This window comes from Acidocella aquatica (assembly GCF_030160635.1).
GTDB lineage: Bacteria > Pseudomonadota > Alphaproteobacteria > Acetobacterales > Acetobacteraceae > Acidocella > Acidocella aquatica.
Window position 1 is genome coordinate 34,125 of the sequence record NZ_BSOS01000009.1, and the last position, 20,015, is coordinate 54,139.

At 62.1% G+C, this 20,015-nt stretch carries 19 protein-coding genes and 1 other annotated feature; of the genes, 14 read left to right on the forward strand and 5 right to left on the reverse strand.

From position 1 onward, the window contains the following. Positions 1-9: 9 nt before the first annotated feature. The 10 genes from QQJ84_RS03940 to fabG are packed head-to-tail and all read left to right on the forward strand — an operon-like array spanning position 10 to position 9,269. A complete protein-coding gene (locus QQJ84_RS03940; protein ID WP_284256716.1) occupies positions 10-300 on the forward strand; it encodes a hypothetical protein in 291 nt (96 codons plus the stop codon). After that, the gene (locus QQJ84_RS03945; protein WP_284256718.1) at positions 297-1,199 is read left to right on the forward strand and encodes an LpxL/LpxP family acyltransferase; all 903 of its coding nucleotides are present in this window, start codon (positions 297-299) and stop codon (positions 1,197-1,199) included. The genes QQJ84_RS03940 and QQJ84_RS03945 overlap by 4 nt, the downstream gene beginning before the upstream one ends. A gap of 19 nt (positions 1,200-1,218) precedes the next feature. Further along, positions 1,219-1,806 carry a LolA-related protein gene (locus QQJ84_RS03950; protein WP_284256721.1) on the forward strand — a complete coding sequence of 196 codons (588 nt, stop codon included), beginning with the start codon at positions 1,219-1,221 and terminating at the stop codon, positions 1,804-1,806. Beyond that, positions 1,796-4,123: an MMPL family transporter gene (locus QQJ84_RS03955; RefSeq protein WP_284256723.1), complete on the forward strand. Its 2,328-nt coding sequence runs from the start codon at positions 1,796-1,798 to the stop codon at positions 4,121-4,123. The genes QQJ84_RS03950 and QQJ84_RS03955 overlap by 11 nt, the downstream gene beginning before the upstream one ends. Next, on the forward strand, positions 4,120-4,830 hold the full coding sequence (locus tag QQJ84_RS03960) for an alpha/beta fold hydrolase (protein WP_284256726.1): 711 nt from the start codon (positions 4,120-4,122) through the stop codon (positions 4,828-4,830). The genes QQJ84_RS03955 and QQJ84_RS03960 overlap by 4 nt, the downstream gene beginning before the upstream one ends. 34 nt (positions 4,831-4,864) lie before the next feature. Further along, positions 4,865-6,094: a hypothetical protein gene (locus QQJ84_RS03965; RefSeq protein ID WP_284256728.1), complete on the forward strand. Its 1,230-nt coding sequence runs from the start codon at positions 4,865-4,867 to the stop codon at positions 6,092-6,094. Continuing rightward, positions 6,091-7,287 (forward strand): beta-ketoacyl-[acyl-carrier-protein] synthase family protein, encoded by a 1,197-nt coding sequence (locus tag QQJ84_RS03970; RefSeq protein WP_284256730.1) that lies wholly within the window; start codon positions 6,091-6,093, stop codon positions 7,285-7,287. The genes QQJ84_RS03965 and QQJ84_RS03970 overlap by 4 nt, the downstream gene beginning before the upstream one ends. Continuing rightward, positions 7,257-8,111, forward strand: coding sequence for a beta-ketoacyl synthase chain length factor (locus QQJ84_RS03975; RefSeq protein WP_284256731.1), 855 nt, complete (start codon positions 7,257-7,259; stop codon positions 8,109-8,111). The genes QQJ84_RS03970 and QQJ84_RS03975 overlap by 31 nt, the downstream gene beginning before the upstream one ends. A 1-nt stretch (position 8,112) precedes the next feature. After that, positions 8,113-8,553: a phosphotransferase gene (locus tag QQJ84_RS03980; RefSeq protein ID WP_284256732.1), complete on the forward strand. Its 441-nt coding sequence runs from the start codon at positions 8,113-8,115 to the stop codon at positions 8,551-8,553. Continuing rightward, complete coding sequence (gene fabG / locus QQJ84_RS03985) at positions 8,550-9,269, forward strand: 3-oxoacyl-ACP reductase FabG (RefSeq protein WP_284256734.1); 720 nt, start codon at positions 8,550-8,552, stop codon at positions 9,267-9,269. The genes QQJ84_RS03980 and fabG overlap by 4 nt, the downstream gene beginning before the upstream one ends. On the opposite strand, the gene QQJ84_RS03990 is transcribed toward fabG, so the two are convergent. Further along, positions 9,250-10,044, reverse strand: coding sequence for a glycosyltransferase family 2 protein (locus tag QQJ84_RS03990; RefSeq protein WP_284256737.1), 795 nt, complete (start codon positions 10,042-10,044; stop codon positions 9,250-9,252). The two genes, fabG and QQJ84_RS03990, sit on opposite strands and share 20 nt — an antisense overlap. Positions 10,045-10,049: 5 nt before the next feature. Further along, entirely contained in the window at positions 10,050-11,372 is a 1,323-nt protein-coding gene (locus QQJ84_RS03995; protein WP_284256740.1) for an NAD(P)/FAD-dependent oxidoreductase, read from the reverse strand. A gap of 104 nt (positions 11,373-11,476) precedes the next feature. Here QQJ84_RS03995 and QQJ84_RS04000 point away from each other — a divergent pair, with 104 nt between their 5' ends. Together QQJ84_RS04000 and QQJ84_RS04005 are read left to right on the forward strand one after the other, a co-directional pair. Next, the gene (locus QQJ84_RS04000; RefSeq protein WP_284256742.1) at positions 11,477-12,250 is read left to right on the forward strand and encodes a class I SAM-dependent methyltransferase; all 774 of its coding nucleotides are present in this window, start codon (positions 11,477-11,479) and stop codon (positions 12,248-12,250) included. After that, entirely contained in the window at positions 12,247-13,545 is a 1,299-nt protein-coding gene (locus tag QQJ84_RS04005; protein WP_284256744.1) for a cation:proton antiporter, read from the forward strand. The genes QQJ84_RS04000 and QQJ84_RS04005 overlap by 4 nt, the downstream gene beginning before the upstream one ends. 95 nt (positions 13,546-13,640) lie before the next feature. On the opposite strand, the gene QQJ84_RS04010 is transcribed toward QQJ84_RS04005, so the two are convergent. Next, positions 13,641-14,780, reverse strand: coding sequence for a chorismate transformation enzyme, FkbO/Hyg5 family (locus tag QQJ84_RS04010; RefSeq protein ID WP_284256747.1), 1,140 nt, complete (start codon positions 14,778-14,780; stop codon positions 13,641-13,643). A gap of 453 nt (positions 14,781-15,233) precedes the next feature. Further along, positions 15,234-15,536: an MbcA/ParS/Xre antitoxin family protein gene (locus QQJ84_RS04015; RefSeq protein ID WP_284256749.1), complete on the reverse strand. Its 303-nt coding sequence runs from the start codon at positions 15,534-15,536 to the stop codon at positions 15,234-15,236. Between the two features lie 283 nt (positions 15,537-15,819). Then, positions 15,820-15,875 (forward strand) — a sequence feature (sul1 is cis-regulatory element that is thought to sense ions involved in sulfur or methionine metabolism; They are found in Alphaproteobacteria). Positions 15,876-15,932: 57 nt separating this feature from the next. Here QQJ84_RS04015 and QQJ84_RS04020 point away from each other — a divergent pair. Then, entirely contained in the window at positions 15,933-17,423 is a 1,491-nt protein-coding gene (locus QQJ84_RS04020) for a SulP family inorganic anion transporter (RefSeq protein ID WP_284256757.1), read from the forward strand. Positions 17,424-17,498: 75 nt separating this feature from the next. Then, the gene (locus QQJ84_RS04025) at positions 17,499-19,313 is read left to right on the forward strand and encodes a chloride channel protein (protein ID WP_284256761.1); all 1,815 of its coding nucleotides are present in this window, start codon (positions 17,499-17,501) and stop codon (positions 19,311-19,313) included. Positions 19,314-19,402: 89 nt separating this feature from the next. Here the strand turns inward: QQJ84_RS04025 and QQJ84_RS04030 are convergent, their stop codons facing one another. Continuing rightward, positions 19,403-19,945 carry a DUF3047 domain-containing protein gene (locus tag QQJ84_RS04030; RefSeq protein ID WP_284256763.1) on the reverse strand — a complete coding sequence of 181 codons (543 nt, stop codon included), beginning with the start codon at positions 19,943-19,945 and terminating at the stop codon, positions 19,403-19,405. Between the last annotated feature and the right edge of the window lie 70 nt (positions 19,946-20,015).

The window sequence follows — 20,015 nt, forward strand, 5'->3', positions numbered from 1 at the left end:
TGGCAATCAATGGAACTTCATTTTGCCAGCGACCACCCGGCCATGGCGGGCCACTTCCCCTCCAACCCGATTGTTCCCGGCGCGCTGATGCTTGATTGCGTGGTAGCGGCCGTTGCCGGAGGGGTAGCCGGTGGCGCGGCCGTCATCCGTGCCGCGAAATTCCTGCATCCTGTCCGCCCCGGCGAGAGGCTGGACCTGCGGTGGCAAACACAGGTCAACGGCGCGATCAAGTTCGAATGCAGGCTGGCCGGTGGGGGCGCTTTGGCGCTGACAGGCACACTCGAGATCAGCCGGCCATGACCCAGAAGCTGCTCGTGCAGGAATGGGCGGCCCGGCGCGAGCGCGGGTCTTTGCCGCTGATCAAGCTCGGGGTGTGGGTCGCCTTGCGCCTCCACCGGCGGGTGGCCCGGCTGTTTCTTTACCCGATCTGCATCTTCTTCCTCGCATCTTCGCCCGCGGCGGCGCGCGGCTCGCGGGCTTATCTGGCGCGGGTGCTTGGCCGCAAGCCGCGTCTCGCCGATATTTTTTCACATTTTTTAACATTCGCGTCCTGCGTGCTCGACCGCGTCTTCCTCCTCAATGAGCAACTCGACCAATTTGATATCCGCGTGCACGGCGAGGAGATCGTGCGCGCAATTGAGCAGCGCGGGGGCGGGTGCATCCTGTTGGGCGCGCATTTCGGCAGCTTTGAAGTCGCGCGCGCGGTTGGCCGCAACCATGCGGACTTGCCGATCAGCCTTCTCATGTATGAGGAAAATGCGAAGAAAATCCGCGCGGCGCTGGCGGCCATCAATCCACGCCTGGCGACGGAGGTCATCGGCCTGGGCCGGATGGATTCGCTGATTTCAGTGGCGGAGCGCCTCCGGCAAGGACATTTCATCGGTGTGCTCGCGGACCGCAATATCAATGGCAAGGACATGGTGAGCTATCCGTTCCTGGGCGCGCCCGCCAAATTTCCGCAAGGGCCGTTCCGTGTGGCCATGCTTCTGCAGTGCCCGGTTGTGATGATGGTTGGCGTCTACCGGGGCGGGCGGACCTATGACGTGTTTTTTGAAACCCTGGCCGAAGCCCCCGAATCGCGGCCAAAGGACAGCGATGCGTGGCTTGATGGCATCATGCGCCAATATGCCGCCCGGCTTGAGCATCATTGCCGCGAGGCGCCGTTCAACTGGTTCAACTTCTATGATTTCTGGGCATGAGATGCGGATAATCCGGCTATTGCCCTGGCTTTGCGCGCTCTGCATCGCGAGCGCGCCCTTGGCCCTGGCGCAGCCTGCCACCGCGAACTGGGGGCTGGCGCAATTGATGCAAGAGCTTGCGCAGGTCCACTCGGCCTCCGCCAGCTTCACCGAACGCAAGACCGTGCAGGTGTTGAGCACGCCGCTGGTGGCATCAGGCTCCCTGAGCTACGTGGCGCCTGATTATATACGCAAGGCGACGTTGTTGCCGGTGCCGGAAAATTTTGTTCTCGACCATGACCAGATCACCATAAGCGGCGGCCCGGACCAGCAAACTCATGTTTTTTCGCTGAATGCCGATCCGCGGATCGGCGGGTTGGTCGAAGGGATCCGCGCCACGCTCGCAGGTGACCTGCCAGCGCTTGACCATTATTATATCGTACGGCTCAGCGGTGATGCCGCCAATTGGCAGCTTCTGCTGCAGCCCAAAAATCCCGGCGCCGCCCGTATGATCAAATGGATCATCATTCGCGGCAAACAGAATCATCTTGACGGCCTTGATACCGCGAGCGGCAATGGCGACCATTCGGAGATGAGCATTGCCGAAGATGTGAGCGATGCCCAATAAGCGCCGCGCGCTCGGCTTCTGGCTGGTTCTGTTGGTCGCATGTGCCGGTATCATCGCCCGGACCCAGTTTCGCACCGATATGGGGGCTTTCCTGCCCCAATCGGCGCCGATGGCACAGCAGGTTCTCACCGAGCAGGCGACGAGCGGCGCGGCGTCACATCTGATCGTGCTGGCGCTCACCGGCGCGCCGGCACCCATACTCGCAGCGATGAGCGAGACCTTGGCCGGGCAACTCCGGCAACGGGCGGAATTCATTGACGTCATCAACGGCGATGACCAATCCTTCGCCGGGGTGCAGGGTTTTGTCTGGGCCAACCGCTATCTGCTCAGCGCGGATATAACCGCCGATCGTTTCACGGCAACCGGGCTGCATGCCGCGCTGCTGAATGATCTTGGGCTGCTTGGCTCGGATCTGGGCGGGATGATCCAGCAAACCCTGCCCGGCGACCCAACCGGCGAAGCCCTGACGCTGCTGCGCCAGCTCGGCCAAGCCCAAGGCCCGGCCAGCATCGGCAATGTGTGGTTTTCAAGCGATGGCGCGCGCGCGCTGTTGCTGGTTCATACCAGCGCTCCTGGTTTTGACATCGACTCGCAGCAGCAGGCGTTGACGCTGATCAACGGTGATTTCGGCAAGGCCCGCCGTGCGGTGCCGGGTGCGGCGGGGGTGCGCCTGATTGAAAGCGGGCCGGGGGTGTTCGCCATTCATATTCGCGATACCACCAAGCGCGATGTTACCCGGCTATCATTGCTCGCGATGGCTGGTGCCGTCAGCCTGTTAAGCTTCGCCTATCGTTCGCCGCGCGTGTTGCTGCTGGGCATTCTGCCCATCGCCAGCGGCGTGCTCGCGGCCATCGCCACGGTGTCGCTGACTTTTGGGTTTGTCCACGGCGTTACGCTGGGCTTTGGGGTGACGCTGATCGGCGAATCGATTGATTACGCGATCTATCTGTTTACCCAGACGGCGCGCGGCGAGACGGCCAGCGACACGATCGCGCGCATCTGGCCGACGCTGCGTCTCGGCATGCTCACCTCGACCGTTGGGTTCAGCGCCATGCTGTTCTCAAGCTTCACCGGCTTCGCGCAGCTCGGGTTGTTTTCAATCGCGGGGCTGATTGTCGCGGCCGGTGTTACCCGCTTTGTCCTGCCGCATCTTGTGCCGCAAGGGTTTTGCGCGGCGGGCGCGGATTCCATATCGCGGCCGCTGCGCGCGGCCATCCGCCAGCGGCGGCGCCTGCGCTGGCTCGTCGCCGCCGGGGTGCTTGCGTCCATCTTCGCGCTGACGATGCACCGCGGTGCGCTCTGGGATAATAATCTGGAGAATTTGAGCCCGATCCCCGCCAGGGACCAGGCACAGGACCAGATGCTCCGCCGTGACCTCGGCGTGCCGGATGTCCGCTATTTCGCGGTGTTCAAGGCTGCTGACAAAGAAGGGGCGCTGGAGAAAAGCGAGGACCTGACAGCGAGTCTGAACAGCCTTGTGGCGCGCGGGAAGCTTGGCGGGTTCGATGTGCCGAGTATGATTTTGCCCAGCTTAAGGACGCAGCGGGCCCGGCAGGCGGCGTTGCCCGGCGCGGCCCTGTTACGCGAGCGCTTCACCCAGGCACAGGCCGGCCTGCCGTTCCGCGCGGATGCGTTCGAACCGTTTTTCCGTGATGTGGCCGCAACGAAAACCGGCCCGCTCCTGAGCGCCGGCAGCCTGCCGCCGCCGCTGGCGCTCCAGCTCGGATCCATGCTGGTCCGCAGAGACAATGGCTGGGTTGTGATGGCGCCGCTGCATGATGTCGCCGACCCGGCGGGCGTGGCCCGGGCAATCGCGCTGGCCGGATTGCCTGGCGTGAGGTTCGTTGACCTGAACCATGAATCGGACCAGCTCCTGCAAACGTTCCAGCGAGAGGCCGTGCTGCTTGCCGTCACCGGCAGCCTTGCCGTTGTGCTCCTTCTGCTCGCCGGGTTGCGCTCCGTGGCGCGCGTTATCACCGTCGTGGCGCCGCTCGCCGCCGCGGTGATCATGACAGCGGCCCTGCTCACGCTTGGCGGTGGCAAAGTCTCGATTTTCATGGTTGTCGGCTTCCTGCTCATCGTCGCCGTCGGTTCCAATTATTGTCTCTTCTTCGAACGATCGGCGCCCGATGCCGAGACATGGCACCGATCGATCGCCTCCATCGTCCTGGCTAATCTCTGCACCGTGTCAGCCTATGGGCTGATGGCCTTATCGAGCATTCCAGTGCTGCACGATATCGGCATGACGGTTGCGATGGGCACGTTTCTGAGCCTCGTCTGCGCTGCCTTGCTCAAGGCACCGGGACTGGAGGCATGATCACCCAAATCCTCCACAAGGCGCCGGGCGCCGGGGGCGATCGCGTTTTGCTGGTCATGCTGCCGGGTGCGGGGATCAAGGCAAGCGCGTTCGTGGAGCATGGCATGGCCGACGCCGTGCATGCGCGCGGGCTGGCCGTGGATATCATCATCGCGCAGCCGGATCTGGACCTCTATCTTGATGGCGATGTCGCCGCCGCGCTGCATCGCGCGGTTGTCGAACCGGCGCGCGCGCAGGGCTATGCGCGGGTCTGGCTGCTGGGTATCTCGCTGGGCTGCATGGGCGCGCTGCTCTACGCGAGCGCGCACGCCGCCGCGTTGGAAGGCATGGTGTTGCTGGCACCGTTTCTGGGCACAAAAGGCACTGTTGCCGAGCTGGGCCGGGCCGGGGGGCTGGCGGCATGGCCCGCCGCGCGCTCCGCCGCCACGGCGCCGGAACAGCGCATGCTGGTTTGGCTGCGGGATTTTCTCGTTCAGCGGGCGGTATCTCCGGCGCTCTATCTCGGGTATGGGCGCGAAGACCGTTTTGCCCGTGGGCACCGGCTGCTCGCGGACGCGCTGCCCGCCGCGCGCGTTGTAACCGCCGCTGGCGGCCATGATTGGGATACCTGGCGCACGCTCTGGCGGCTTGTGCTGGACACCTCGCCCTTTCTCCCGGCTGGTGAGGCCACGGCGGCGGAACTGGACGATGCGGCACACGGTGAATAAGATGACCAAACGAAAAGGAATGGCCGCGGGAGTCATGAGCAATGATGGCGATGATCGTGCCAGCCAGGAAAATTGCGCCATGAAGGGCACGGGCGGCGCGGCCTATGAACAATTCTACCCATATTACGCCGAACTTTGCGCATTGTCGGAGCTGCGCAAGAAGCCCGGTTTTGGCATTCCGTTGCGCAGCGGCATGGGCGGGCATTCGCTGCTCTACCTGAACGGCGTGCGCCTCGACCGGACACAGGGATACCCTGTGCTTGAACTCTGCGCGCCGGACGCCTCGCCAGGCTCGCAAGGCGTGGGCATCAGCGTGAACTCGCACTACAAAAACGCCAATTGGGTTGCCGCCGAAGGGCGCGATTTTTTATGGCGCGGCGCGCTTAAGCCTGGCGAACCCCTGACGCGCGAAGCCTATGAGCGGACGCAGCACCACGCCAAGGCGATGGGCGTGCTCGACGGCGTGCAATTCCATGACCATCTGTTCCGCGACAAACCAAGCGGCATGACGGAGCGGGATTATATGTATGAAATCTCCGTCGCGACCGATTATGCGGCCCAGTTCGGCCGCGACACCTTTCGCACGCGAATACCGCTGGACCATGCAAGGATGTCGGCGATCGTCGATTTCCTCAACGGCATCAATGCGCCCTATCGCGACGGCACCCGCGTGTATAACTGGCGGCTGTTCAACGATAATTGCGGCCATGTGGCGCATAATGCGCTCGCGGCGGCGGGAGTCTGGGCGCCTTGGCCGACCGGGCAGTTCTTCGCGCTCGCGGCGTTCAATTTCCCGGTGCCGAAGAACGAGCTGGTGGATCTCGCCCTGCGCACAAATGATCTGCCGATCCAAAATCCAAAAGCAATTTACAAGGACAGACAGGCGCGGCAGGCATTCCTTACAACCGGCTTCCTCCCGACGGCGCCGGGAGCTCTGGCGGCCGCCGCGCCAGCCGTGGCGGATAATGAAGTTTATGATATCAATCGCTTGCGGCTGATTTTCTATGACAATCCGTTTTGGGGGCCTTACCGTCACCGCTTCGCCCGCATATTCACCGAGCCGAGATACCTCGATCTGCGGGCCAATCTGCGGCATTTTGAAAAATTATATGCCACGGCGCTGAAATCGCGCGGCGCCACCGGCCAGGGCGCCGGCTTCCAAATGCGCTATAACGAATATGCCGCGCGGGAAGCCGCGAAAGTCCGCGGACAGCTGGCGTGCCTTGAACAATCCGGCGCATTACCGGTGGAGGTCCTGCCATGAGCGGGCCGTTGGCATTGAGCAATTTTTCCATCGTGACCAGCCTCGGCGCGGGCCGTGAGCAGACCATGGCGGCGCTGCGGGAAGGCCGCAGCGCCCTCGCCCCCTGCGCGTTCGATTCGATTCCGTTCCAGACATATGCCGGTGAGATCACCGGCCTTGATGACACCCCCCTGCAGCCCGGGCTGGCTGGTTTTGATTGCCGCAATAACCGGCTCGCCGCGCTGGCGCTGCGCCAGGACGGTTTTCTGGATACGGTTGCGGCGGCGCGAGAGCGCTACGGCGCCGGGCGCATCGGTGTCTTTGCTGGTACGAGTACCTCGGGCATACTGCAGACGGAAGGCGCGTACCGCCTGCGCGACCCCGCAAGCGGCATATTGCCCCCCGGGTTTGACTATGCGCGCACGCACAACACCTATTCACTCGCGCGGTTTGTCCGCGAAATGCTTGGCCTCGCCGGACCGGCTTTCACCGTGTCCACTGCCTGCGCGGCAACCTCCAAAGTTTTTGCCAGCGCGGCGCGGATGATCGCCACCGGCATCTGCGACGCCGCCATCGTCGGTGGCGCCGACACGCTTTGCGCCACCACGCTCTTTGGCTTCCACGCGCTGGGCGTTATGGCGGATGAGCCGTGCCGGCCGTTCGACCCTGAGCGCCGCGGGATTTCACTTGGCGAGGCGGCGGGCTTCATCCTGCTCGAACGGCCCAGCGAACGGTTGAGCGCGGATACTGTCCTGCTGTTGGGTGCCGGCGAAAGCTCTGATGCCTACCATATGTCATCGCCGCACCCCGAGGGGAGCGGGGCGCGGTTGGCGATGGAGCGGGCATTAAACGCCGCGGGGCTCGAACCGGCGGCGATTGACTATATCAACCTGCACGGCACGGCGACGCTGGTTGGCGACGCGGCGGAGGATCGTGCCGTATCAGACCTGTTCGGCGGCGCCGTGCCCTGCAGCTCGACCAAAGGCTTCACCGGGCACACGCTTGGCGCCTCCGGCGTGGCCGAGGCAATCATCAGCGCGCTGGCGATCCAGCATGGTTTTCTACCTGGCAGCCCGCATACGCGCGCGCTCGATCCCGGTTTCAAAAGCCGGTATGTGCTGGAGGGCCACGTTGCCAGGATCGATCGGGTGGTTAGCAACTCCTTCGGCTTTGGCGGCGTAAATTGCAGTCTGATACTGGGCCGCTCCGCGTGATCCGCATTTATATCGAAGGGATCGGCCTATGCGGCCCCGGGCTGAATGGCTGGGAGGCAAGCCGCCCGGTGCTGGCCGGCACGGATGATTACGAAGCATCACCAATCTGCGTGCCGGCGAGCATGCTGCTGCCGGCCAATGAACGCCGCCGCGCGCCCCAGATCGTGAAAATTGCGCTTGCCATTGGCGCCGAGGCCTTCGCCATGGCGGGGCGCGATCCGGCTGGAACGGCGGCGGTCTTCGCGTCCTCCGGCGGTGACGGCGATACGATCCACGAAATCCTGCATGTTCTGGCGTCGCCGAACCGTGAACTTTCACCGACGCGGTTCCATAATTCGGTCCATAATGCCGCTGCCGGGTATTGGAGTATCGCCACCCACTCCCGGGCCGCCTCAACCAGCCTTTGCTGTTACAATGACAGCTTTGCCGCGGGGCTGCTTGAGGCTGCTGTGCAGGCGGCGGCAACGCGGGAATCTGTCGCGCTGATCGCCTATGACGTGCAATATCCATCTCCGCTCCGCGACGCGCGGCCGCTCGCCGCGGCCTTTGGCATAGCGCTGGTGCTGTCCCCGGCGCCGGGAGCGGCCTCCATCGCATGTATCGAACTGGAGCTGCGGCCAGGGACTCTCACCTCGCCCGCCTCTGACTCGCCACCGGAGCTTGAGTGGTTGCGCCAGGGCACTCCCGCGGCGCGGAGCCTGCCGCTGCTGGCGGCGCTGGCGCGCCGGGAGGAGAGCAGCATCAGCCTGAATTATCTGGATGATATGGTCCTCGCGTTGCGCATCACGCCGCTTCCGGCATCGCCCAATCCGCGTGGAGCCTGACATGACCATCATTAACCGCGAACAGATCCTCACGATGATCCCCCATTGCGGCGCCATGTGCCTGCTCGACGAGGTGCTGAGCTGGAACGATGTTTCGGTGCGATGCCTCTCGCGCCGCTACCAGGACCAGGACAACCCGATGCGGCGCGCGAATGGCGAGTTGGGGGTGGCGTGCGGCATCGAGATTGCGGCTCAGGCCATGGCGGTTCAAGGCCGGCTCAGCGCTGGAAATAGCGGCCCGCCTCGCCGTGGTTATCTGGTTAGCCTGCGCGACGTCGCGTTGCGAACCGGACTCCTCGATGCTGCAAGTGGCGATCTCATCATCGAGGCGGAGCGCCTGCTGGGTGATGCCGATGGCGCGACCTACCGCTTTCGTCTCGCGCGCCACGACACTGAACTCCTCAGCGGCCGCGCCACCGTTGTTTTCGAGGCGGGGGAATGAGCCGCGCCCTGGTCACTGGCGGGAGCGGCACCATCGGCGCCGCCATCGCGCGCGCGCTGGCGGCGGCGGGGCATCATGTCCATGTGCATGCACACTGCCAGCCTGGCCGCGCGGAAGATCTGGCGGCGGAGATCGCGGCTGGCGGCGGCGCGGCGGAGGCCGTGCGGTTCGATGTCACCAATGCGGAGGAAACACAGCGCGCGCTCACGCGGTTGCTTGAGGCCGGTCCGATCCAAATTCTGGTGAATAACGCGGGGATCCATGATGACGCGGTGATGCCGGGGATGCGCCCTGAACAATGGTCCAACGTCATAGACGTGTCGCTGAACGGATTTTTCAACGTCACGCAGCCGCTCCTGATGCCGATGATCCGCACGCGGTGGGGGCGGATCATCAACATCTCCTCGGTTGCGGCCATCATGGGCAATCGCGGCCAGGCCAATTATGCGGCGGCGAAGGCGGGGCTGCACGGGGCCACGCGGTCGCTGGCGCTGGAACTCGCCAGCCGGGGCATCACGGTCAACACCGTCGCGCCGGGGATTATCGCCTCACCCGCGATCGAAGATGTGTTCCCCAAGGAGGCGATCGACCGGCTGGTGCCGATGAAACGGGCCGGCCGGCCGGAGGAAGTCGCCGATCTGGTGGCGTTTCTCGCATCGGAACGTGCCGGTTACATCTCCGGGCAGCAGATTTCCATCAATGGTGGAATGATTTAGAGGATGATCGATTAAGCAGCCGCGCCACCAACCACGGCAGGCGGGGGAGGAATCCACCGATCAGGCGCAGGTGCATCGCGGCCAGCGCGATGTTGTCGCGGACGTAGCGAAAATGCGAGACACCGCCATCCGCGGCCCGGAAATACCGCACGGGGACAGGCTGATTTATGGCTGGCACGCCGCGCCACGAAAGCCGGACCACGGCTTCGGTGTCAAAATCGAACCGGCGCATCCAGCGGCTGGACTCCATGATGGTTCTCAACGCTGCCAGTGGATAGACACGAAACCCAAACAGAACATCGCCAATTCCGCTCAGTGTCTCGAGCCTGGCGAGGGCGTTCGACACGCGCCGCCCGATGACGCGGATGCGCGGCGCATTGTGGTCGAAAACCGGCGTGCCAAGAATCATCGCCTGAGGGTTGCGCTGCGAAAGCTGCATGAATGCGGGGATCATGGATGCCGGATGCTGGCCATCGGCATCCATGACCAGAACATGGGTGAAACCCGCCGTGGCCGCCGCCCGGATACCATCAAGCACGGCGGCACCCTTGCCGCCATTGCGGCTTCGGCGGATCACCCGCACCCCGCGTTGGTTTGCGCTCAACGCCGCAAGCGCCTCGCCGGTTCCGTCAGTGCTGCCGTCGATCACCACCCACACAGGCAGCCAATGGCTTCGCGCGTCCGCGACGGTCTCGAAGAGTTTTTCGCCGGTGTTGTAGCTGGGGATCAGAACGAGATGGGTATTCTCCGCGTGATCCGCATTTCGCGCCGGCATCGCCGCTACCCAACTGTTGACCCAGCTTGCGCGGGGGCGGGGCGGCGGGCAAAAACGCGATGCCGCAGATGGGCGAATTTTGTTATGTAGTAGATCGTTCTGAACATATAGAGGCGCGCGCGGATCGGCCATCCATCAAAAATGCCGCCGGCGAGCAAGGAGAGAACAGCTTCCTCCATGCGGAACCAGTTGCGCGGCGACATGAACAGGTTGCGCATCGCCGGTTCGCGGATGCGATAGATGAACCAGGTGAACGCCGCCAGAACCTTGCGCGTCTCGGCATCGTAGCGGCGGAGCGCGCGTGCCGCGCGAGGCGGTGAACGCAGGCAGGCATCCACCGCGTCAGCGGCCCAGAACGCCGTGGTCATCGCGAGGTATACGCCGCTGGAAAACACTGGATCGATAAAGGCGCAGGCGTCACCAACCAGGATGAAGTTCTGGCCGCTGGTGCGTTTGACGCCATAGGAATAATTGCCGGTTGCGGTCACCTCACCGGCGAGCTGAGCATCCTTGAGGCGGTCCGCGATCTCGGGACAGGAAGCGATGACGCTCATGAAGAAGCTCTTCAAGTCCGCGCCGCGGTTTTTAAGAAATGGCGCCTGGCAGACGGCGCCGATGCTGGTTGTGCCATCAGAGAGCGGGATGAACCAGAACCAGCCATGGTCAAACCAGACGATGCTGATATTGCCCTCGGCTTTTCCTGGCAGACGGCGCGCGCCGGTAAAATGCCCGAAGATGGCCGCGCTGTTGTTCCTGGGGTTGCGCTCCTTCATCTCCAGCTGCGCCGCCAATAGCGTGTCACGGCCTGAGGCATCGACGACGAAGGCAGCTGTCCATTGCCGCGTGCTTGCGTCCTCGCCGCGGCCGGTAATAAGCGGATGACCGCCGTCTGGAAACTCAATCGAGGTGATGCGGCAGCCCTCGATCACCTCGGCGCCCTTTGCCGCGGCATTTTTTAACAGGATGTGATCGAAGGCCGAGCGGCGGACCTGGAAAGAGTAGGGGAAGCGTTTGTCCCAGGCATTCGCGAAATCATATCTGACGCTTTTGCCGTGATAGGGCGAGACGAATTCGATTCCATGTTTTTGGATCGAGGATGTCTCAATTTTCTCACGAACGCCCAGACGGTCAAATAACGGCAGGTTATGCGGCAGCAACGACTCACCGATATGGAAACGCGGATGCCGGTCTTTCTCGCCCAAAATCACGCGGTGGCCCCGTTCCGCCAGCAACGCCGCGATTGTGGACCCCGCAGGGCCGCCGCCAACAACAAACACATCACAATCCGTTTGTGCTGCGGGAAGCTCACTCTGCTGAAGCTGCGGCAATCTCGGTCCCCTCCCTGTACCGGCGGACAGGTTGCAGAGCATTGACCCCGATACTGTATTCGCCGATGAACGATTCAGTAACATTAAGCCACAGGTACGCCTCTATGTCTAATCATCAGGAGCGCCCAGAGGTTACACAACCGCCGTTGGTTGCCTCGGCGTACTTCGCGGATCCGGCGCGGCGGCTGTCCTTTGTGCGCGATTTATTCAACCGCTCGGCGCAGCATTACGACGGGGTCAACCGGCTGTTTTCATTGGGCTCCGGCGCCTGGTACCGCCGCACCAGCCTGCGCAAGGCCGGCGTGCGCCCTGGTGTGAAAATTGTGGACGTTGCCGTTGGAACCGGCCTGCTGGCGCGCGAAGCGATCACGCTCACCGGCGATCTGGGTGCGGTCATCGGTGTTGACGTCAGCGAAGCCATGCTCGCCATTGCACGCAAGAACCTTGGTATCCGCCTGATCCAGGCCACCGCCGAGGCGCTGCCCCTGGCGCCTGACATCGCCGATTTCGTGACCATGGGCTACGCGCTCCGGCATCTTGCGGATATCGAGGCGGCATTGCGCGAAGCGATGCGGATATTGCGGCCTGGCGGCACCATCCTGCTGCTGGAAATCAGCGCGCCGCGCAAACGGCTGAGCCGAATACTGGCGGCGGCTTATATCGGCGGTATTCTGCCGCTGCTCTCCTTGCTGATGACCCGCGAGCGAGGCTCGCGGGCACTCATGCGTTATCATTGGAAAACGATCGCCAACTGCATGCCGCCCGATGCAATTATGCGGGTCTTGACCGAGAGCGGATTTCTCAATGTGCGATGCGTGAACGAGTTTGATCTGTTCCAGCGATACACGGCCCAAAAACCAGACCATGAGCCTGCATGACGCTCGCCGCCCCAATGATTACCTCCACCCAGCAGACGGAGACATTGCTCTTCTCCATTCTTATTCAGCTGGTGATCATGATCGGCGCCGCGCGGATCATGAACTTGGTCTTCCGGCGGTTCGGGCAGCCGGGCGTGGTTGGCGAAATCATGGCCGGGCTGCTGCTTGGCCCATCTTTTTTTGGCCATTTCTTTCCAGCCTTTTCCGCGAGCGTATTTGGCGCCAAGCCGGCGGCGCCGATCGTGATCCTGTCACAGATCGGCCTCATATTGCTGATGTGTCAGATCGGGATGAGCTTTGAGTTCAATCATCTGCGTGAGGCGCGGGCACGCAGGGGATTGTTGCCGCTCGCGGCTGTATCGGTCATGGTCCCCTTCGGTCTTGGCGTCTGGCTCGGCCATCTCTCCGCGCCGGTTTTTGCGGGGCAGATTCCCGTAACCCTATATTCGCTCTTTTGCGGCGTCGCGATGGCGATCACCGCCGTGCCCATCCTTGGACGCATCCTCGCCGAATACGGGATGCTCCGGCATGAACTTGGCGCCCTCGCCATCTCAGCCGCCGCCATCAACGATGTTGCGGGCTGGGTGCTCCTCGCGGGCGTATCCGCCGCTGCCACGGCAACATTCTCACCCCAAAAATCCGCACTTCAGGTCGGTCTCATACTGTGTTTCGTGCTGGTCTGCGTGCTGGTGCTCCGGCCCGCCGCACGCGCCCTGCTCCGGAAATTTCCAATCATCAACGGTGAAATTTCTCTATCGCTGATGGCAATCGCCCTCATTTGCATATTCCTGCTCGGCATGTGCACCTTCAGACTCGGCATCTTCACGATCTTCGGCGGCTTTGCCGCCGGGCTGCTGGTCCATCATGATCGCGCCTTCGTCGAAGCCTGGCGCCGCCAGGTCGGCGGTTTCGTACTGGTATTCTTCCTGCCGGTGTTCTTCACCTTCACGGGCCTTCGCACCAACCTGCTCGGCCTGACCTCCGCCACCGATTGGCTCTGGCTGCTGGCGTTCGTCGCGGCAGGAACCTTGGGCAAGGTCGTTCCGGTCTTCATCGCCGGCCGGCTGGCCGGCTACAACAGCCCGGCGGCGCTCCTCATTGGCGTATTGATGAACACGCGCGCACTCATGGAACTGATCGTCCTCAACATCGGCCTGGAAACCGGATTTCTTCCCGAGAAGGTCTTCACCATGCTCGTAATCCTGGCTGTGGCAACAACACTGATGACCGGCCCTCTTTTGCAAATCCTGATGCCGAAGCTTAGTCTGGCGGTGACACGCAGCAGCGCGGCCTGAGGCCGTGCATCACGCACGCTCTAAATTATAAGGATAGAGGACGATTCAGAGTTCAAATTGGCCGGCAAAGCGGACCAATTTGAAGTCATTGCATTCTAAGCCGAACGGCGGAAGGCCTCTATTTCCATCAGCAGATCGGATCGGCAGATGTCGCCGCGCAAATATAACCGCTCCGCATCTGCGCCAAAAACCGCGTCGACGGCGGGTTCAACCGCCGCGCAATCACCTGGGTCCTGTACATATATCTTTACCGACCAACGGCCGCTCAGCGGCGCTGTGGCGGCTTGCGCGGCCGCGCCGATCAGTGCGCGCAGATTAGCCGCCGTCTCCGCGATCTGGCCCGGGAGATCGCCGCGATGGCGCGTTTCGTGGCCAACGATACTGGCGGTGCCGGAGATAAACAACGATTCCGCGCTTGCGCGCGCGTAAATCGATGCCCGTGAAAAGCTCGGGCTGCAGGGGCCATAAATTGGCGGATATGCATAGGCACTGACCTGGCGGGGATTTTCAATCGTCATCGCGGGCTCGCGCGCCGCCAGAAAATAGATCACCGGCGCACCCTGATGCCCGCCGACACCACTTGCAACCGGCGGAACCTGTTGGCGCAACCGGGCCGAGAATGCCCGGTGACGGCCGATATTAAAACGCCTGTAGCGCTCTAACCCCTGATCGTGATCGGTGATCGAGGTCAGATAATTCCAGAACCGGATCGGCGTTTGAAAGCCAATGTCCTGCATGAAATCGAAAATATTCAAATAGGCCGCTTCGACCGCCGCCTCCAGCGAGGCTTTTCCGGTTTCGTCCAGCTTGATTGCACCGAAGGCGAGATCGTCGCTACAGGCTCCGATGACAGGCCCAACCTGACAAGGCCGGCACGGGGAGGCCGCCGTCCAGATTTCGAACATCGCGCCTCCAGCCGCGGGCAAGAGTGGCGCGGCCACGAACGGGCAGGCTGGAGGTAAGACGCCAGGCCGCTCAATACCGTAACCAACCACGCCGAGAATCCGGCTCGGTTGTGCCAGAAGCGCAAGGGCCGTGTGGAGGTTGGCATAGTGAACCGCGAAATTGGCCGCGGGCTCCCGCGAAATTGAAGAATCGGGGGATAAAAGAGATACTTGCAAAACGGCTCCTTCAACAATTGCCTGGGCTGACCCGCGGCGTGGTGCAGGAGCTTTGGATGCGTAAGCCTGCCGGAGAGCCCGGCTCCGGCGATCTGGCCAGTTCTCCGCGGGCATTGCCCCCTCAAACCCCGTTGCGGAAATATCCTCCGGCCAGCGAGGCCGGTCACAGGGTTAAGTAAGCCTCATCTGACATACATCGGTCAAGGCTTCACTGGAGCACATGGCACCCTTGAACGGTGTTGAAAATCACGGACCGGCCGGGTCGTCTACGCGAGGGCGCCAAGAGCAAGAATGACGCCAGATTGACCCGCCGCGCGGCCGCCGCAAACTGCCCGAGCGGCTAGCGGAAATGTTGATTCTTAAGTCTGGGCAAGCAGATTGATTCAGGTCAAGGCCCGTACGATCGTCATCGGCTAGTACCTCGGCACAGTGGTTTTGACGGGTTGAAGGTGGCTCGGCTGTAGTGGTGGCAGCGCCATTGGGTCGACGAGCAGTCTGATGCTGCGCGCGCGGCTTGGTTCGCGCCAACCCAATGAACCGGCGAGACAGGTACGATCGACGGATCGATCACCAGCCGCCACGCTCCGCATCCAAATAGTTCCGCACGCGCATGAGGTCAGTCAACTCGCCATGGAGCATGACATCCAAAGCCGGGGCGCCCCCGAAAGCCGCGTTGGGGATTTTAATCCAGTCGTAGCCCCGCGCGGGCTCCTTGAAAATGATCCGCAAGGCTTTGTGGATTTCCATGAGGTTGGAGAGCCTGGCCTTGCCGTCACGGCCGATCCGGCCAATCTCTCCGGCTTTCCAGCGGCCGAAGGTCCGGCGTGGCAAATCGAGGATGGTTGCAGCCTGGTCGTCTGTTGCCCCCATAGGCGAAAGAGGTTGAGGGCCGCACGGAACATGGCGCCTGCCTCTTCATCGGTGATCGGATCCGGCGAAAATGGCTTTGGCTCAACGGTAATCTGGCTAAGCACTGACATAGGCCGCTCCTGTCATATGGCTATTCCCATCCTCTGACGGCAAAGCACAATGGCAATGAATGAGCCAGCCGCCCATTCCAGCGCCGGGCGATGCTTCATGCCGAAGATCAGCATCTTCGTTGTGGCTAAGACATTGCATCGCAGCATGAACTTCGGTAAAGCCGGGTCATTAACCTGGACCCGGTGCAATTCCGGGTGGCTCTTCCGGCCGCCGATCCGCCGGACAATGCGATTGAAGTTCGTGGACAGCCGAATTTTTAGAATCGCTTTCCCTTGGATAATGTTTTTGAAGAATTTTTCACCTGTTCTGGCCCGTGAGTGGCTGGGCAATATTCGTGTTGACGTCCTCTCCGGCGTGGTCGTGGCCCTTGCCCTCATCCCTGAGGCGATCGGCTTCTCAGTGGTCGCAGGGGTTGACCCAAAGGTCGGGCTATATGCCTCCGTCGTCATTGCCTGCGTCATCGCCTTCACCGGCGGGCGGGTGGCCATGATCTCGGCCGCCACGGCATCCACCGCCGTGTTGATGGGTGGCCTGGTGCATGCCCATGGCGTGCAATATCTCTTCGCCGCGACCATTCTGATGGGATTGTTCCAGATCTTGGCCGGCATATTCAAGCTCGACCGGCTGATGCGCTTTGTCTCCCGCTCAGTGATTACCGGGTTCGTCAACGCGCTCGCGATTTTAATCTTTCTCGCGCAAATGCCGCAACTCGTGCATGTGCCGATGGCCACTTACGGGCTGATCGCGTTGGGCCTCGCGATTATCTATCTGTTTCCGCGGATCACGCGGGCGGTGCCCTCGGCGCTGGTAGCGGTGGTGGTGCTCACCATCATCACGGCGGCAACGGGGCTGCATGTCCGCACAGTCGCCAACTTGGGCCAGCTGCCCTCTGCCCTGCCGCAGTTTGGCATTCCGCAGGTGCCGTACACGCTGGAGACGCTCTGGCTGCTGTTGCCCCTGGCGCTCACCCTTGCCGCTGTCGGCCTGCTGGAGACGCAGCTGACCGCGCAAATTGTCGATGACATGACCGATACGCCAAGCAACCGGAGCCGGGAATCCGCCGGGCAAGGCATCGCCAATATCGCCGCCGCTTTTTTCGGCGGCATGGGCGGCTGTGCCATGATCGGCCAATCCGTCATCAATGTCTCCTCCGGCGGCCGGGGGCGGCTTTCCACTTTGGTCTCCGGCGCCTTTCTGCTCGTGCTGCTGGTCGCCATGCAGCACCTGCTCGCCTTGGTGCCGGTAGCGGCGCTGACGGCGGTGATGATCATGGTCTCGATCAACACCTTCTCCTGGCGTTCACTCGCACAATTGCGGACCAACCCGAAAACGTCATCGGCGGTGATGCTGGCCACGGTCATCGTCGTCGTCTCAACGGGGAATTTGTCCGCAGGTGTGCTGGTGGGGGTGCTGATGTCGGGCGTCTTCTTCGCCAGCAAGGTCTCAAGGTTAAGCGGTGTGAACTCAGCACTTTCCGGCGATGGGGCAGTGCAGACTTTTCATGTGACCGGGCAAATCTTCTTCGCCTCCGCCGGCACGTTGACCAATGATATTCATGTGACCGAACCTTCCGTCCGGCGCATCGTCATCGACCTGACCCACGCTCATTTCTGGGATATTTCAGCCATTGGCGCGCTGGATACGGTGGTGATGAAAGAGCGCGGACGCGGGATCGAAGTTGAGGTGGTTGGCCTGAATGAGGCGAGCGCCACGATGGTGGAGCGCTATGGCGTGCATGACAAGGAAGGTGCCGAGGCATTGCAGATGGCACATTGAGCCATTGCCGGTTCGCCGTGCATCAGAATTCGCCAAATTGACAGAAACCGCCAACCGGGATTAGCGCCCTTGCCCATGGATCATATTCTCTCGCAGGCCGACACGGCCCCATCCCCGGAACCGGCTGAGAACCGCCCCCTGACGCTTGGCTATTTGTCAATGCTGGCGCTTGTGGTTGGCGTTGTCACCGGCTTTGGCGCGGTGATTTTCCGCGCGCTTATCGGGCTGATCCATAATATATTCTTTCTGGGCCGGTTTGCCGTTGCCTATGATTCCTCACAATTCACCACTGTGGGGCATTGGGGGGCGCTGGTCATTCTGGTGCCTGTCATCGGTGGGCTGGGGGTGACCTTCCTGGTTTCCAACTTCGCGCCCGAGGCCAAAGGCCACGGCGTGCCGGAGGTGATGGACGCGATTTATTACAAAGGCGGCAAAATCCGCCCCGTGGTGGCGGTGGTTAAATCCTTGGCCTCGGCGCTATCCATCGGCTCGGGCGCTGCGGTTGGGCGAGAAGGGCCGATTATCCAGATCGGCTCGGCGCTCGGCTCCACGCTGGGGCAGATGATTAAAATGCCCGCCGCGAGCCGCATCATCCTGGTTGCCGCTGGTGCCGGAGCGGGTATCGCCGCGACGTTCAATACGCCGATCGGCGGGGTTATGTTCGCCATCGAGCTGATGCTGCCCGAGGTGAGCGTGACCAGCTTCCTGCCCGTGGCGCTGGCCACCGGGGCCGCCACCTTCGTGGGACGATATTTTTTCGGGCCCGCGGCTGCCTTCGCGGTGCCGCCGCTGGGTTCCACCAGCGCGGACCCGCAGGCGGCCATCTCGCTGCTGCTGTTTGTGGTGCTCGGCGCGGTGACCGGTGCGGCCGCGGCCCTGTTCGTGCGCAGCCTGCACTGGATGGAGGATTGGTTCGAGCTGATCCCCGGGCGTTACACGCGCCACGCTGCCGGCATGGTGCTGGTGGGCATGCTGATTTATGCGTTGCAGCTTGGGTTTGGGCATTATTACGTGGAGGGCGTGGGTTACGCCGCGATTGAGTCGATCCTGAACGGGCAGCTCTCCGTCTGGCCGTTGCTGCTTCTGCTGTTCGCCGCCAAGCTCGCGGCCACGACCACCAGCCTGGGCTCAGGCGCCTCGGGAGGAATTTTTTCACCCTCGCTGTTCATGGGCGCGACCATTGGCGGCGGCTTTGCGGCTGTTCTGCAGGCGTTGCATCTGCCGCTGCCGGTCAGCGTGCCGGTGTTCGCCATGGTGGGCATGGCGGCGATGGTGGGCGGCGGCACGGGTGCGGTGATGACCGCCGTGACGATGATATTCGAGATGACGCGCGACTATAACATCGTGATGCCGATGATCGTTGCGGTGGCTGTGAGCGTGCAGGTGCGCCGGATGCTCTCGCCCGAGACGATGTACACGCTCAAGCTGGTGCGGCGCGGCCACCCGATTCCCAAAGCCCTGCATGCGAATATGTTTTTGGTGAAACGGGCGGCTGAGGTAATGAACAGCGCCATCGCCGTGCTGCCGGCGGAGATGAGCCTGGATGCATTTCTGCAACAGGTGGCTGATGATGAGGCCGTACAGCATGTGGTGGTGACGCGTGATGATCATATCGCCGGTGTTATGCGCCTTAATCCCGGCATGCGCCGCGGCCTGGCGCAAACCGATACGGGCCTTACCCTTGGCGATGCCGCGGGGCTGAAATTCACCATTGTGCGCGATACCACGATGGTGTTCGACGTCATCCGCCGCATCTGGGCGAAGGATGCGGTGCTGGCCGTGGTGGTTGGCGGGCGGGGCGCGCCGCGCGGAGCTGACGTGCTTGGCATTATCGGCAAGGAGCAGGTCGCGGATTCGGTTGCCGCCAGTGTGCAGAACTATCCTGACTAAACCACACGAAGTGAAGGCTTATTTTCAATTTATGCTCGTCAATATATAGATTTCTTAAATTCCCATATGACGCGCATGAATGGTCCCCGCTACAGGCCACTATCGGGGGGATCGCGTTTTTCAAAATGAATATCGCCATACCATGCCTCTCCATGTCCATGGGCATCATCACAATCAGACATGACAGCGACAGCACCAATAACATCATGCCCGGGCCCGAAAGCGCGGGCGAGATCCGTGCGCAGATCACGGTGTTCAGACACCCATGAGCCGGCGCCCGCCGCACCTTGCCTGAGGGCCACGATTTCAGCCTGAGTTGTATAAGGATCAGGATAGAACGGCGTGCCATTCGGCCCGCGATGCGCCGCACTGACCGGGCCATTGGCCCAGACATAGACAAGGCTGCGCAATGTCGAGGGGAAAAACGGATTACCGGCAACAACATAGACGCGTGCCGGATAATCATCGCCTGATTTCGCATGTGGATCCAGCCCCGGATACACCCGGCTGATTTTCCAGCTCCAATCTATCATCGGTGTTTTTATTAAATTTATCGTATGCTTCCAGACCAAACCAGAGGCCGAATTCTGGCAGACGGCATGGAGAAATTTTGTGTTGCCCTGTGCTGCCAGCGTGTATAGTCATTCCATTTAAGAATGTGACATTATTAACTCATCCACGGATTTTCCGGAGAAGATTCTC